At 74.1% G+C, this 13968-nt stretch carries 15 protein-coding genes and 1 riboswitch; of the genes, 8 read left to right on the top strand and 7 right to left on the bottom strand.

Features of this window, described 5'->3' with window-relative positions; genetic code table 11:
* Nucleotides 1–8: 8 nt before the first annotated feature.
* Both HLI28_RS06620 and HLI28_RS06625 read left to right on the top strand, forming a co-directional pair.
* Nucleotides 9–395 (top strand): hypothetical protein, encoded by a 387-nt coding sequence (locus tag HLI28_RS06620; RefSeq protein ID WP_171246709.1) that lies wholly within the window; start codon nt 9–11, stop codon nt 393–395.
* Nucleotides 392–1489 (top strand): flavin-containing monooxygenase, encoded by a 1098-nt coding sequence (locus HLI28_RS06625; protein WP_171246710.1) that lies wholly within the window; start codon nt 392–394, stop codon nt 1487–1489. The genes HLI28_RS06620 and HLI28_RS06625 overlap by 4 nt, the downstream gene beginning before the upstream one ends.
* A gap of 26 nt (nt 1490–1515) precedes the next feature.
* Here the strand turns inward: HLI28_RS06625 and HLI28_RS06630 are convergent, their stop codons facing one another.
* The 3 genes from HLI28_RS06630 to HLI28_RS06640 form a co-directional block, all read right to left on the bottom strand.
* Complete coding sequence (locus HLI28_RS06630; RefSeq protein WP_216077439.1) at nt 1516–2118, bottom strand: dihydrofolate reductase family protein; 603 nt, start codon at nt 2116–2118, stop codon at nt 1516–1518.
* A gap of 81 nt (nt 2119–2199) precedes the next feature.
* Nucleotides 2200–2589 (bottom strand): DUF302 domain-containing protein, encoded by a 390-nt coding sequence (locus HLI28_RS06635; RefSeq protein ID WP_171246711.1) that lies wholly within the window; start codon nt 2587–2589, stop codon nt 2200–2202.
* A gap of 40 nt (nt 2590–2629) precedes the next feature.
* Complete coding sequence (locus HLI28_RS06640) at nt 2630–3028, bottom strand: hypothetical protein (RefSeq protein WP_171246712.1); 399 nt, start codon at nt 3026–3028, stop codon at nt 2630–2632.
* A 237-nt stretch (nt 3029–3265) separates the two neighbouring features.
* Between HLI28_RS06640 and HLI28_RS06645 the strand changes: the two genes are divergently transcribed.
* Nucleotides 3266–3754 (top strand): DUF6328 family protein, encoded by a 489-nt coding sequence (locus tag HLI28_RS06645; protein ID WP_171246713.1) that lies wholly within the window; start codon nt 3266–3268, stop codon nt 3752–3754.
* Nucleotides 3755–3868: 114 nt separating this feature from the next.
* Nucleotides 3869–4516: a hypothetical protein gene (locus tag HLI28_RS06650; RefSeq protein WP_171246714.1), complete on the top strand. Its 648-nt coding sequence runs from the start codon at nt 3869–3871 to the stop codon at nt 4514–4516.
* Between the two features lie 187 nt (nt 4517–4703).
* Here the strand turns inward: HLI28_RS06650 and HLI28_RS06655 are convergent, their stop codons facing one another.
* Nucleotides 4704–5633, bottom strand: a complete 930-nt coding sequence (locus HLI28_RS06655) for an SDR family oxidoreductase (protein WP_171246715.1) — start codon at nt 5631–5633, stop codon at nt 4704–4706.
* 120 nt (nt 5634–5753) lie between these two features.
* On the opposite strand from HLI28_RS06655, the gene HLI28_RS06660 reads away from it, so the two are divergent.
* Nucleotides 5754–6248, top strand: a complete 495-nt coding sequence (locus HLI28_RS06660) for a low molecular weight protein-tyrosine-phosphatase (protein ID WP_171246794.1) — start codon at nt 5754–5756, stop codon at nt 6246–6248.
* Nucleotides 6249–6264: 16 nt separating this feature from the next.
* Here HLI28_RS06660 and HLI28_RS06665 read toward each other — a convergent pair whose 3' ends face one another.
* Both HLI28_RS06665 and HLI28_RS06670 read right to left on the bottom strand, forming a co-directional pair.
* The gene (locus HLI28_RS06665) at nt 6265–7392 is read right to left on the bottom strand and encodes an alpha/beta hydrolase (RefSeq protein ID WP_171246716.1); all 1128 of its coding nucleotides are present in this window, start codon (nt 7390–7392) and stop codon (nt 6265–6267) included.
* A 55-nt stretch (nt 7393–7447) separates the two neighbouring features.
* The gene (locus tag HLI28_RS06670; protein ID WP_171246717.1) at nt 7448–8020 is read right to left on the bottom strand and encodes a DnaJ family domain-containing protein; all 573 of its coding nucleotides are present in this window, start codon (nt 8018–8020) and stop codon (nt 7448–7450) included.
* 60 nt (nt 8021–8080) lie between these two features.
* On the opposite strand from HLI28_RS06670, the gene HLI28_RS06675 reads away from it, so the two are divergent.
* Entirely contained in the window at nt 8081–9259 is a 1179-nt protein-coding gene (locus HLI28_RS06675; protein ID WP_171246718.1) for a pyridoxal phosphate-dependent aminotransferase, read from the top strand.
* A gap of 64 nt (nt 9260–9323) precedes the next feature.
* Here the strand turns inward: HLI28_RS06675 and HLI28_RS06680 are convergent, their stop codons facing one another.
* Complete coding sequence (locus HLI28_RS06680) at nt 9324–9671, bottom strand: CBU_0592 family membrane protein (RefSeq protein ID WP_216077440.1); 348 nt, start codon at nt 9669–9671, stop codon at nt 9324–9326.
* 177 nt (nt 9672–9848) lie between these two features.
* Between HLI28_RS06680 and HLI28_RS06685 the strand changes: the two genes are divergently transcribed.
* Both HLI28_RS06685 and gcvP read left to right on the top strand, forming a co-directional pair.
* Entirely contained in the window at nt 9849–10757 is a 909-nt protein-coding gene (locus tag HLI28_RS06685) for a LysR family transcriptional regulator (protein ID WP_171246719.1), read from the top strand.
* Nucleotides 10758–10830: 73 nt separating this feature from the next.
* Nucleotides 10831–10926, top strand: a riboswitch (glycine riboswitch).
* 140 nt (nt 10927–11066) lie between these two features.
* Entirely contained in the window at nt 11067–13967 is a 2901-nt protein-coding gene (gene gcvP / locus HLI28_RS06690; protein WP_171246720.1) for an aminomethyl-transferring glycine dehydrogenase, read from the top strand.
* Nucleotide 13968 lies beyond the last annotated feature (1 nt).

The raw sequence follows: 13968 nt of genomic DNA on the forward strand, positions 1-13968 counted from the left end.
TCGACGGCATGGACATCGTGCCGACCCGGTCCGCGGCCCCGGTCTCCCCCGGGGATCTCGCGGAGCGGCTGCGCACCCGGCGCCGGTGCGCGCTCGGGGCTTCCGGCAGCGCCGCCGTGGTGGTCGCCGTGCTGGTGAGTGCCGCTGCGACCTCCTCGCACCTGGGCGCGCCGGCGTGCTGGCCGTGGTTGCTCACCGGGCTGCAGGTCACGGCGTTGTGGGCGGCCGGCGGGCCCCGCTGGTGGGGCTGGCTGCTGGGGGCGTCGGTGCAGCCGCCGTGGATCGCGTACGCCCTGGTCACCGACCAGCTCGGGTTCGTCCCCGGCTGCCTCGTCTCCGGCTCCGTCCAGGCCCTGAGCTTCCTGCGTTCCGTCCGACCCGAGGAGGAGTCATGAGCACGCAGCAGCACGAGGTACCCGTCGTGGTGGTCGGCGGGGGCCAGGCCGGGTTGGCCACCTCGTACCACCTCTCGCGACAGGGTGTCGAGCACGTGGTGCTCGACGCCGCCGCCCGGGCGGGGGACTCCTGGCGCCGGCGCTGGGACTCCCTGCGCCTCTTCACCCCGGCGCGGGTCGACCACCTGGACGGCCTGGACCTCGGGCGCCGCGGCCCGGTGCCGACCAAGGACGAGTTCGCGGACTACCTGGAGCGCTACGAGCGCGAGTTCGACCTGCCCGTCCGCCACGGTGTCCGGGTGCGGCGGCTCGCGTCCGACGGCGCGGGGTTCCGGCTCGAGGCCGCGGACGGCGAATACCGGGCGGAGGCCGTCGTCGTGGCGATGGGTGGCCTCCAGGTTCCGCGGGTGCCGGCGGTCGCGGGCGACCTGCGGCCCGGCATCCGGACCCTGCACTCCGCGGACTACCGCAACCCTTCCCAGCTCGCCGACGGGCCGGTCCTCGTGGTCGGTGTGGGCAACAGCGGGGCGGAGATCGCGGTCGAGGCCGCCCGGGACCACGAGACCTGGTTGGCCGGCACCGAGACCGGGCACCTGCCGTTCCGCGTGGACGGCTGGTTCGGGCGGAACCTCGGCACCCGGGTCGTGGGGCTCGTGTTCCGCCACGTGCTGACGATCGACACCCCGGTCGGACGCCGCGCGCAGCCCGTGCTGCAGTCCCGGGCGGACCTGCTGGTGCGGGAGCGACCCCGCGACCTGCGGCGGGCCGGGGTGCACCGGGTCCCGCGCATCGAGGCGGCCCGTGACGGCCTGCCCGTGGCGGCGGACGGCACGGTGCTCGACGTCGGCACGGTCGTCTGGTGCACCGGGTACCGGACCGGGCTGGAGGAGTGGATCGACCTGCCGGTCCTGGACGAGCGAGGACGCGTGCGTCAGGTCCGCGGGGTCACCGAGGTGCCGGGGCTGTACTCCGTCGGCCAGGACTTCCAGTACGCCAAGGCGTCCGAGCAGATCCCCGGCGTGAGCCGGGACGCGCGGTACGTCGCGGAGCACCTCGCCCGGCAGTGCCGCGGCGCACCGGTCGCCGCGGGGTGAGCGGCCGGGGCGCGGTGCGGCGGGCGCTACGGCCGCCGCACCGCGTACTCGGTGGTGACGATCCCGCTCGGGGACGTGGTCGACCACCGGACCTCGAGGTCCAGGGGCGTCCCGGCGAACAGACGGGTGCCCTGACCCAGCACGACGGGCAGGGTCGTCAGCACGTACCGGTCGACCAGCCCTGCGGCGGCGAGATCGCGCACAAGCGCGCCGGAGCCGAGGACGACCAGGTCGCCGTCGCCCTGCTCCCTGAGCCGGGCGACGGTCTGGATGGCCTCGCCGACCAGCGGGAACGACGCCGGCCAGGCGAGCTCGACGTCCGGGTCGCGCGTCGCGACGTACTTGGGGGACGCGCGCAGCACCTCGCTGAACGGGTTCGGCTCGGTGGTGGTCAACCAGTACCCGACGACGTCGTCGTAGGTGCGGTGCCCGAACAGCATCCCGCCCGGCGCGGCGCCGTGGGCGGCGCGTCCCGTGAAGGCCGCCATCGCGGCCTCGGGGTCGGCCTGCAGGTACGGGGTGGCCCAACCACCCCGGATGAAGCCCCCTCGCGGGTCCTCGTCCGGGCCGGCCGGCGCCTGCATGACGCCGTCCAGCGAGACGTTCTCCACGGCGACGATCGTGTGCACGGGTGTCCTCGCTCCTCGAGTCGGTGTCACCCGGGTGGACCGCCGGCACCGCCCGGACTCATCGCCCGGGCGGCGGACGGATCAGGACAGCGACCCGAGCGCGGTGCGCAGCCGCTGGGCGGCGTCGTCGGCGACGGCCTCCAGCTCGGCGCTGTCGGCGACGGACATCATCGCGTGGGGGTCCATGGCCTCGATCGTCGTGGTCCCGTCCCCGGCGTCACGCACGACGACGTTGCACGGCAGCAGCGCTCCGACGGAGCGGTCGGCCTGCAGCGCGCGGTGCGCGAGCGGCGGGTTGCAGGCGCCGAGCACCAGGTAGGGCTCGATCTCGGCCCCGATCTTGGTCCGCAGGGTCGCGGCCATGTCGATCTCGGTCAGCACGCCGAAGCCCTGGTCGGACAGCGCCTGGCGGACCGCCGCGACGGCCTCGTCGAAGGGCGCGGTGACGGTGGCGGTGAGGGTGTAGCTCATACGAACTCCTTCCCGGGGCGTTCCCCCGGATCGCGGGTGCTCAGACGGGGCAGGCGGTCGCCGCGGCGGCCCGGCGCTGGTAGCGCCCGAAGACGGTCGCGAGCACGGCGACGACTGCCATGGTGGCAGTCGGGGAGCCCGCCAGCAGGACGGGCGGGACCAGCACGGTCGCCGCCGCCGCGACGTCGCAGGGTCCGCAGCCCAGCACCGCACGCCACCGGGTCCCCGTGGGCGGGACGTACGTGGCGAGTGTGGAGCCGCCGATCGCGGCGCTGCCGACCAGCAGTCCGGTGGCCGCCGCGCCCGGGACGCCGGCGGCGGTGACGTACCAGACGGCCAGGGCGGTGGCCGCCAGCACGCCGACGACGACCCGGCGTGCGCTGACCGGTCGACGCGTCCGTGCCGCCGGGCGCGCCCGGGTGTCCGGCGCCGACGTCATCGGCAGGTGCAGCGCTCGGCGGGCGGGACGTCGGCCATGACCTGGTCGACGTGCATGCCGCAGCCGGTCCAGGTGACCTTGCCGCAGCGGGGACAACGAGCGGGACTGCACATGGCGTGCTCCTTCCGGCGGGAGTTCCGGGGCGCAGGGGCGCCGCCTCCGGGCACGACCCACTGTAATACCCCTAGGGGTATGCCGTCGAGTGTGCGGGAGCGAGGGAGGCGCCACGATGGGGAGATGAGCGACCAGACGGGCCGGATCCGCCTGCGCGGCGGACGGCCGGAGACCGCGGAGCAGCGGTCGGACCGGAACTGGAACGAGCTGCTGCAGGAGCTGCGCGTGCTGCAGACGGGCGTGCAGATCCTCACGGGGTTCCTGCTCATCCTGCCGTTCCAGGCGCGGTTCGCCGACCTCGACCCCTTCCAGCACACGGTGTACCTGGTCGACGTCCTGGTGTGCCTGGTGACGTCCGGCCTGTTCATCGCCCCGGTGGCGGTGCACCGCGGGCTGTTCCGCCGACGCCTCAAGCTCGCCGTGGTCAGCCTCGGGGACCGGATGACGCGGTTCGGGCTGGTGCTGCTCGCCGTCGCGCTGTCGGCCACGGCCCTGCTCGTCTTCGACGTGGTGGTGAGCCGTGCCGTCGGTCTGGTGGTGGGTGGAGCGGTCGCGGCCCTGCTGCTCGGGCTCTGGGGGGTGCTGCCGGTCGTCGTGCGTCGACGGGACTGAGGCCCTGGGTCGTGCCGAGGAATCCGGGCCCGGAGGGTGACACGTGTCAACCGTTGCCGAATCGTTGTGCTGAGGGGTGCCGGGGAGCGGCTCCGCTCCGCTACCTTGCGGCGCATGACACGCGATGAGGCGATGTGGACGAGGGTGCGTCGAGGGACCGTGGGTGTGGCGCTGGTGAGCGCCGGTGCGCTGGTGCTGGCCGGCTGCGGAGGGGCCGACGAACCGGGCGGCGAGCCCTCGTCGTCGGCCGCAGCGTCCGAGGAGGCGGTCGCACCGGCCGTCGAGAGCAGCTGCACGGACGGCGTCGTCGTGGAGTGGCAGGGGGAGCCGGACACCCAGGAGATGTACACCTCGGCGCAGGTGATCCAGGTCGGCGACGACGGGCTGACGGTGCGTGACGACTGGCAGCGAGGCGAGGAGGCCGGCGCCCGGCACCTGTCCGACGCCGACGGCGCGCAGCAGGCCGTCGTGTCCGACGCCGTGGCGGGCGGGCTGCTGGAGGCCGACCAGGTCCCGCGGCCGGCCGACCCCGCCGAGGCGCTGGCCGGTGCCGAGAAGGGCAAGTACGTCCTGTACGACTACGCCAAGCACCGCACGCAGACCGCGCTCGTGTCGTGCGCGGACGGCAGCACGTCGGTCGAGGTCGCCTGGACCGGCTTCGAGATCGTCGAGTCCGGGGTCGCGAACTGCGCGGCCAGCCCGGACCCGGTGGCCGACATCATCGCGGCCGACGCCATCACGGGGTTCTGCGTCAAGGGATAGCAGGGCCCGCGGGTCGGAGGTGGTCCTCCTGCCACGCTGGACGACGGCGTGGCCCCCGCGGGTCCCGGGTGGTCGCGGTGCTCAGACCGCGACCACCTCGTGCGTCCGTCGGTTCTTCACCGTGCGGATCACCTCCTTTCGCGTACGCCGAGCACGCTACGCCCGGCGGCCGGAGGTGCCCAGCGATTTATGCGACCGGACCCACGGGGCCGCTGCGGCGGAGCGACTCCCACTCGTCCGGGTAGTCGTCGAGCCACTGCGCGAACGACCGTGCGGGACGGCCCACCAGGCGTTCCACGTCGTGCGAGACGGTGGCCATCTCGCCGGCCGCGATGGCCTCGTAGGACGAGACCCACCCCGCGAGCTCGACGGCGGAGGCGTTGAACCGCGCGCGGGAGGAGTACGCCTCGGGCACGGACTCCGCGTGGTACCGGATCTCGCGGCCGGTCGCGACGGTCAGCGCGGCCGCCACCTCGAGCAGGCTCATCGCCTCCGGGCCGGTCACGTCGTAGACGACGCCGTCGTGGCGGCGGGGATCCTCGTCCAGCAGCACGGCGGTGGCGACGTCGGCGACGTCGTCGTGGGCCACCGACGCGACCCGTCCGTTCGCGGCGGGGCCGCGGATGACGTCGTCCGGCCCGACGAACGACGCCAGCGCCTGGTGGTACAGGTTGTCCCGCAGGACGGTCCAGCGCAGCCCGGTCGTGCGCAGGTGCTGCTCGGTGTGGAAGTGGTCCCGGGCGAACGTGAAGGTGGCGTCGGGGGCGGCGCCGACGAACGAGACGTAGACGATGCGCTCGACGCCGGCCCGGACAGCGGCGTCGATGGCCGCCACGTGCTCGGCCACGCGGTCCTCCGACTCGCGGGCGCTGACGAGGAACACCGTCTGGACGCCGTCGAACGCGGCCCGCATGCCCTCGTCGTCGTGGTACCCGTCGGCGACCGCGGTCTCGCACTCCGGCAGGGGGCGGCCGTCGTCGAGGCGCGGGACGCGGGAGGGGTCCCGCACCACGAGGCGCTGGTGCGCACCCTCCGCGGCGAGCCGGAACGCGAGCCGGGACCCGACGCGCCCGGACGCTCCGGTGACGGCGATGAGACCCTCGGCGGACCACCTCATGCCGTCACGGTACGGGGTCGTGGGTCCTCACGCCGCGCGACCACGCCGACCGCGGACGCCCGGCACGGGTCCGCGCGGCCGTGCAAGCATGGGGTCGTGAGCCAGACGATCTACCGCGTGATGACCGTGTGCACCGGCAACATCTGCCGCTCCCCCATGGCCGAGGTGGTGCTGCGCGACCGGCTGCACGGGGCGGGTCTCGCCGACCGCGTCACGGTCGACTCGACCGGTGTCAGCGACGAGGAGCACGGGAACCCCGTCGACCCCCGGGCCCGGCGCGCCCTGGCCGCCCGGGGCTACGCGGTCGGTGACGGCCACCGGGCGCGGCAGGTCTCGGCCGACGAGCTCGGTGAGCGCGACCTCGTGCTGGCGATGACGTCGCGGCACGCCGACGTCTTGCGACGGCTCGCGAACGGTACAGATCCGCAGATCCGGATGTACAGGTCCTTCGACCCGGACGCTCCGCAGGTCGGGGGCCGGGGCGAGGAGTCACGGCTCGACGTCGACGACCCCTGGTACGGCGACGCGGACGGTTTCGAGGTGTGCCTCGACGAGATCGAGGCCGCCGCCGACGGGATCGTGGCGCACGTGCGGGTCGAGCTCGGCCTCGCCTGAGCACCCGGCGGACGGACTACTCGGCGGAGCGCGCCGACCCGAACAACCGGCGCCACCACGGCGCCTCCGGAGCGGGCTCGGGTGCGGGGGGACGGGTCGGCACGTAGGCGCGGAACCACCGTTCGGTCTCCTGCCGCACGACGGCGCGCACGTCCGGCGCGGAGAGCGTGACGTCGTGCAGGGCCCCCTCGATCCGGGCGATCGTGACCAGGCGGCCCAGCCGGGCGGCGCGTTCGGCGATCCCCTCGACGTCGAGCACGGTGTCCGCCCGCAGCATCTCCGGCGACCACCGCACCGGGCGGACCGTCCGTGTCGAGAGCATGACGAGCACCGGGACGTCGAGGTCGAGACCCAGGGCGACCTCCTCGTGGCCGTCGAAGATCGCCGACAGCCAGGCGGGTGTGGCACGCCATCCGTCGTCGGGCCGCCACGCCGGGTCGACGTCCCAGGCGCCCTCGTACCGCCGGGAGATGGACCGGACGTAGAACCCCTGGTCGACGTTCACCAGATGGCTGCGCGGCGCGAGCGCCGCGTGCGCGCGGACACCGGGCTCGAGGACGCGGCGGCCCACCTTGCGCGTCTGGAACTCCAGCCAGGGGCTGTTCAGGACCAGCGCCGCGGCGCGCCCGGGGTGGTGGGCGGCCCACAGGCTCAGGATCAGCCCGCCGGTCGAGTGCCCCATGAGCACCAGACGTCGGTCCGTCCGGTCGTCCCGGCCGTGCCCGATCGTCGCCAGTGCCGCCTCGAGGTCCTCGTCGTAGGTCTCCAGCCGGGTGACGAACCCCGGGGTGTGGTGCGGGCGCAGGCTCCGGCCGTACTTGCGCAGGTCCAGGGCGTGGAACCGGACGCCGAGCCGCTCCCAGAAGTCGGCGAGGTGCGTCTGGAAGAAGTAGTCGGTCCAGCCGTGCACGTAGAGCAGGTCCACGCCGACGTCGGGCCGGGCCCCGTCCGGTGCGGGCGGGACGGGCCGGACGAGGGTGGTGTCGACCTCGCCCTCGAAGTCGGGCGCCAGGCGCAGGGTCCGCTGCTCGAACCCGGGCAGCACGTCAGGCTCCCACCCCGGGGTGGTCACGGGCTCGGCGGCACCGGCCGTCGGGTCCGTGCCCGACGTCCGGGTCGCGCTCTCGGGTCCCCCGTCCTGCATGGCGCTCAACCTAGGCGTGGCGCGCGCACGGCGCGAGCCCTGCCGACCGGGCGGGTCATCGACCTCGTCGTACGCGCCACCGCGCGACCTCGCGCTCGACGTCGCGCGTCGGCGTGACGACGGGGGGTCCGCCCCGGAGCTGACGGCGGGCGTCCACCACCCGGGCGTTGAAGTCCTCGAGCACCTGGCGGACCCGGTGCTCGTCGCCCTCACGGTCGAGCGTCTCCTCCAGCACGGCGTCCTCCTGGCGCAGCTGGGCGGCGGGCAGGACGCCGGTGATGTGGTCGCGCTGCACGAGGTTCTTCAGCCACCAGTCCGGGTCGTGCGAGCCGCCGATGCCGGGCAGCGGCTTGCCCTGCAGCGGCAGGTCGTCGAACTCGCCCCGGCGGATCGCCTGGTCGATCGCCGTGTCCGCGAACCGGGCACGTTCGGACATGGGCACGCGGCGCCCGTCGGCGCGGTCCGCCGCGGCCTCCTCCGCGGTGCGGGGCGGGAGCCCGGCCTCGGCGCGTTCGCGCTCGACCTCGCGGTCCACCCGGTACTGCGCGGCACGGCGCACCGGGTCGTCCCCGGACGACGCTCGGGGCGAGCCGGGGTCCGGTCCGTCGGTGCGGTCGTCGGTGCCCATGACGCCACGGTACGCACCGTGGCCGGGTCCGGGACCTCGGCGGACGGGCATCATGGGGGCATGAAGGTCTCCCGCCGCAGCCAGGTCCCCCCGTTCGCCGTCATGGAGGTCCTGGCGGCCGCCAACGTCCGGCGCAGCGCCGGGCACGACGTCCTCAACCTCTGCGCCGGCGAACCGTCGGCCGGTGCCTCGGACGTCGTCCGCGACCGTGCCGCCGACCTGCTGCGGCAGGGCGATCTCGGCTACACCGAGTCGCTCGGCGTCCCGGCCCTGCGCGAGGAGATCGCGGGGCACTACCGGCGGTGGTACGGGGTCGACGTCGACCCCGGCCGCGTCGCGGTGACGACGGGATCCAGCGGCGGGTTCGTCCTGACGTTCCTGGCGGCGTTCGACGTCGGAGACCGGGTCGCGCTGGCCCGCCCCGGCTACCCCGCCTACAAGAACATCCTGGCGGCGCTGGGCTGCGAGGTCGTCGAGATCGACTGCGGACCGGAGACGCGCTACCAGCCGACGGTCGCCCAGCTCGAGCAGCTCGTCGCCGACGGGCCGCTGGCGGGTCTGATCGTGGCCTCGCCCGCGAACCCCACCGGGACGATGATCGCGCCCGCCGAGCTGGACGCGGTGGCGCGCTGGTGCGCCGACCACGGGGTGCGCCTGATCAGCGACGAGATCTACCACGGCATCGCCTACGGGGACGACCTCGGGCAGGCGACCGCGGCGGTGCACGGCGACGGTGGCGCCGTCGTCGTCAACTCGTTCTCCAAGTACTGGGCCATGACCGGCTGGCGGCTGGGCTGGCTCGTCCTGCCGGAGGAGCTCGTCGGACCGGTCGGGGCGCTCGCCGGGAACGTGGCGCTGTCGCCGCCGGCGCTGGCGCAGCACGCGGCGATCGCGGCCTTCTCCCCCGCGGGCTACCAGGCGGCGGCCGACAACGTGGTCCGCTACCGGGCGTCGCGCGCCGCGCTGCTGGACCGGCTGGACGAGCTCGGCTGGCGACCCGTGGCGCCGGCCGACGGCGCGTTCTACCTGTACGGGAACGTCTCCCGCCTCGGCCTGGACGCGGTGACCTACTGCTCGCGGCTGCTGGCCGAGGCCGACGTGGCGATCACCCCCGGCACCGACTTCGACGGCCGGACCGGTGGTGACTGGGTCCGGCTGTCGTTCGCCGCGGACCCGGTGACGGTCGCGCGGGCCGTGGACCGGATCGTGGCCTGGCAGGACGGTCTGTCCCGGGCATGAGAACGCCCCCGTCACCCGGGGTCGTCCCGGGAGCGGGGGCGGTCGTCGCGCCGCGCGCCGTGGTCTAGCGCAGCACGGCCGGTGCGGCCGCGACGACCGGCTCGGCGGCAGGCTCGCGCGGGGCGACCTGCACGCGCGTCACGTGCTCACGGCCGGTGCGACGGGCCTTGGCCATGACCATCAGGGCCTGGGCGCCGATGACCATCCAGGCGACGTTGGCGAAGACCGAGGGCCAGACGCCCTCCACCGCGGCGACGAGGAACAGCGTCGACGTGGCGGTCAGGTTGGCGGTCTGGAACGGGAGCGAGTTCGGTGCCCAGCGCCCCTTCGAGACCATCGCATACGCGACCAGCCCGATCAGAGCTCCGAACCACCCGAGCCCGGTGATGACGAGGGACAGGGTCTGCGACATGCTTAGCCTCCTAACACAAGTGGGGACGGTCGTCGACGACGAACGTTGAGGGGTGGGCGCCACGAAGCCGGCCGAGCCGGGAGCGATGTGCTACCTGCGGGCGCAGGCACCATTCTGGAGCATGAAGTTGCTTCAGGACAATCGAACGCTCCTGCAGAAGCCGGTTAGCATTGCTACATGGCTGCCGACCCACGAAGACTTGCCTTTCTCCTTGCCGTGCACCGCTCCGGGGGCGTGCTCGCGGCAGCAGATCTTCTGCATGTCACCCCCTCGGCGGTCTCCCAGCAGATCGCCCGTTTAGAGGCCGAGGAGGGCTTCCCGGTCCTCGACCGCGGCCCCCGGGGCGTCAGCCTGACGCCGGCCGGTCGCGTGCTCGCCGACGCCGCCGAACGCATCGAGGCCGAGCTGCTGGAGGCGCACCAGGAGATCGCCAACCTCGGCGAGGGGGTGAGCGGCACCGTGACGATCGGTGCGTTCCAGTCCGCCATCCGGTCCGTGGTCGCCCCGATGCTCCAGCCGTTCATCGAGGACCACCCCGGGGTCACGCTGGACGTGCGCGAGCACGAGCCGGCGGACGCGATCCGGATGCTGCGCGCCGGCGACCTCGACGTCGTCCTGCTCGAGCGCGACGTCGAGGTCGACTCCCCCGCCCCCCGCGGCGCGCACGACATCCCCCTGATCGACGAGCCGTGGCTGCTCGTCGTGCCGTCCACCCTGCCGACGCCGGAACGCCTCGACGACCTGCGGGACATGCCCTGGATCGGCGCGGTCCAGAACACCGCCGCCGACCGCGCCCTGCGCCGCCTCGGCCGCACGCTCGGCACCACCCTGAACGTGCGGCACGGCTACTTCGACTTCGACACGGCGCTCGCCCTCGTGGACGCCGGGCAGGGCGTCGCGATGCTGCCGGCGCTGGCCGTGCGTCGCAGCGAGCCGCCGGAGGGTACCGAGGTGGTCGCGATGCCCGGGCTCGGGTCCCGGCGGATCATCGTGCGACACCGCTCGACGCGCCACGAGCCGGGCCCGGCGGTCCGTGCCGTGGTCGACACGATGGTCGAGATCGCCCGCGACCTCGAGCTGACCTGAGCCCTTCGGCCGTCGTGGCCGGCCGGGTAGACTGACCGCGCTCGACCGCTCGACCACAACCGAACACGCCGCTCGAACCGTGCCGGGAGAGTCTGCCGCGCGCCGGCAGCGCCGAAGGAGCAAGACCCCTCCCCGGGAATCTCTCAGGCCCCAGTACCGCCACGGTGAGGCAACTCTGAAAAGCGGTCCGCCCGACGGGACGGGCCCGCCGACGGTGCATCCCGTCCCGCCGTGCGCGGGGCGGCCAAACTCTCAGGCCCATGACAGAGCGGGGAGGGTCCCGGCCCACCGACCTTCGGAGCGCTCCTCGTGACCCACTCCCCCTTCGACCCGGACGTCTTCGCCGACCGGCACATCGGCCCGCGCGGCGACGAGACCACGGCGATGCTGGACCAGCTCGGCTACCCGAGCCTCGACGCGCTCGTCGACGCCGCCGTCCCCGCGTCGATCCGCCAGCCCGACGAGCTCGACCTGCCGGCGGCGCGGACCGAGTCCGAGGTGCTGGACCACCTCCGCGGGATCGCCGCGAAGAACCAGGTCAAGCGGCAGATGATCGGGCAGGGCTACTACCCCGCCGTGACGCCCGCCGTCATCCGGCGCAACGTCCTCGAGTCCCCCGCCTGGTACACGGCCTACACGCCGTACCAGCCGGAGATCTCCCAGGGCCGCCTCGAGGCGCACCTCAACTTCCAGCAGGTGATCGAGGACCTCACGGGCCTGGAGATCGCCGGCGCCTCCCTGCTCGACGAGGCGACCGCCGTCGCGGAGGCCGTCGCGCTGATGTGGCGGGCCTCGCGGGCCAAGCAGGGGTACGTCGTGCTGGACGCGGACCTGTTCGGCCAGTCGCTCGCCGTCACCCGGGGCCGGGCCGAGGCGGTCGGGCTGCCCGTCGTCGTCGCCGACCTCACCGACGGGCTGGAGGCCGGCCTCGCGGAGCTGACGGCCGCCGGCGTCGAGCTGCCCGAGGGGTCGCTGGTCGGCGTGGTGGTCCAGCAGTCCGGTGCCTCCGGGCGGGTCCTCGACCTGCGCACCGTCGTGGACGAGGCCAAGGAACGCGGCGCCCAGGTGACGGTGGCGACCGACCCCCTCGCGCTGACCCTGCTCCGCTCCCCCGGCGAGCTCGGTGCGGACGTCGCCGTGGGCTCGGCCCAGCGGTTCGGCGTCCCCCTGTTCCACGGCGGGCCGCACGCCGCCTTCATCGCCGTGCGCAAGGGCCTGGAGCGCCAGCTCCCGGGCCGGCTCGTCGGGGTCTCGATCGACGCCGACGGCCAGATCGGCTACCGCCTGGCGCTGGCCACCCGCGAGCAGCACATCCGGCGCGAGCGGGCGACCTCCAACATCTGCACCGCCCAGGCGCTGCTTGCGGTCGTGGCCGCGATGTACGCCGTCTACCACGGCCCCGAGGGCCTGCGGGCGATCGGCGAGCGGGTGCACGGCCGGGCGCTGTCCCTGGCGGCCGGTCTGCGAGCGGCCGGCGTCGAGGTCGTGCACGCCGAGTTCTTCGACACCGTGCGCGTGGCCGTCCCCGGGCAGGCCTCCGCGATCGGCGCCGCCGCCGTGGAGGCCGGTTACAACCTGTACATCGACGGTGCGGATCACGTACAGATCGCGTGCGACGAGACCACCACCGGCGAGGACGTGGAGACGCTGCTCGGCCTGTTCGGCGCGTCCGCCGCGGACGCGTCCGACGAGCCCGCCCTCGGGGACGCGCTGCTGCGCACCACGGACTACCTGCAGCACCCCGTCTTCCACCGCCACCGCTCCGAGACCGCGATGCTGCGCTACCTGCGGGCGCTCAGCGACAAGGACCTCGCCCTCGACCGCACGATGATCCCGCTGGGCTCGTGCACCATGAAGCTCAACGCGACGGCCGAGATGGAGCCGATCAGCTGGCCCCAGTTCGCCGACCTGCACCCGTACGTCCCCGCCGACCAGGCGCTGGGCTACGCCGAGCTGGTCGGGACCCTCGAGTCGTGGCTGGCCGAGATCACCGGGTACGCCGCCGTCTCGGTGCAGCCCAACGCGGGGTCGCAGGGGGAGCTGGCCGGTCTGCTGGCGATCCGCGCGTACCACGCCTCGCGGGGCGAGGGGGAGCGCGACGTCGTGCTCATCCCCGCCTCCGCGCACGGCACCAACGCCGCGTCGGCGACCCTGGCCGGGCTCCGGGCGGTGGTCGTCAAGACCGCATCGGACGGCGAGATCGACCTCGACGACCTGCAGGCCGCGCTCGAGAAGCACGCCGGCCGGGTGGCCGGGATCATGATCACCTACCCCTCGACGCACGGTGTGTACGAGCCGCACGTCCAGGACGTCTGCGCCGCCGTACACGATGCGGGTGGTCAGGTGTACATCGACGGCGCCAACCTCAACGCGCTCGTCGGTCTGGCACGACCGGGCCGGTTCGGCGGCGACGTGTCGCACCTGAACCTGCACAAGACGTTCTGCATCCCGCACGGCGGGGGAGGTCCGGGCGTCGGTCCCGTCGGCGTCGCCGAGCACCTCGTGCCGTTCCTGCCGGGCGACCCCACGCCGTCCGGCACGGGTGCGGCGCAGCCGGCCGGGCCCGTGCCGCCGGTGTCGGCGACGAGGCACGGATCGGCCGGCATCCTGCCGATCTCGTACGCCTACCTCGCGCTCATGGGCCCCGACGGGCTCACCGCGGCCACCGAGCACGCCGTGCTCACCGCCAACTACGTGGCCTCGCGGCTCGCCCCGCACTACCCCGTCCTCTACACGGGCGACCACGGCCTCGTCGCCCACGAGTGCATCCTCGACCTGCGGGAGATCACCGCGGAGACCGGCGTCACCGTCGACGACGTCGCCAAGCGGCTCGTCGACTTCGGGATCCATGCCCCGACCATGGCGTTCCCCGTGGCCGGGACCCTGATGGTCGAGCCCACCGAGTCCGAGGACCTGGGCGAGCTGGACCGGTTCGTCGACGCCATGGTGGCGATCCGCGGCGAGATCGACGCCGTCGCCGCCGGCCGCTGGCCGCTGGAGGACTCGCCGCTGCGCAACGCGCCGCACACGGCCGCGTCCGTCATGGTGGACACCTGGGACCACCCGTACACCCGCGAGGAGGCGGCGTTCCCGGTGCCGAGCCTGCGGTCGGCCAAGTACTGGCCGCCGGTCCGGCGCATCGACCAGGCGCACGGTGACCGGAACCTGCAGTGCTCCTGCCCGCCCGTCGACGCCTACGCCGAGAACTGAG

This window comes from Isoptericola sediminis (genome assembly GCF_013085345.1).
In the GTDB taxonomy this organism is placed as follows: Bacteria; Actinomycetota; Actinomycetes; order Actinomycetales; family Cellulomonadaceae; genus Isoptericola; species Isoptericola sediminis.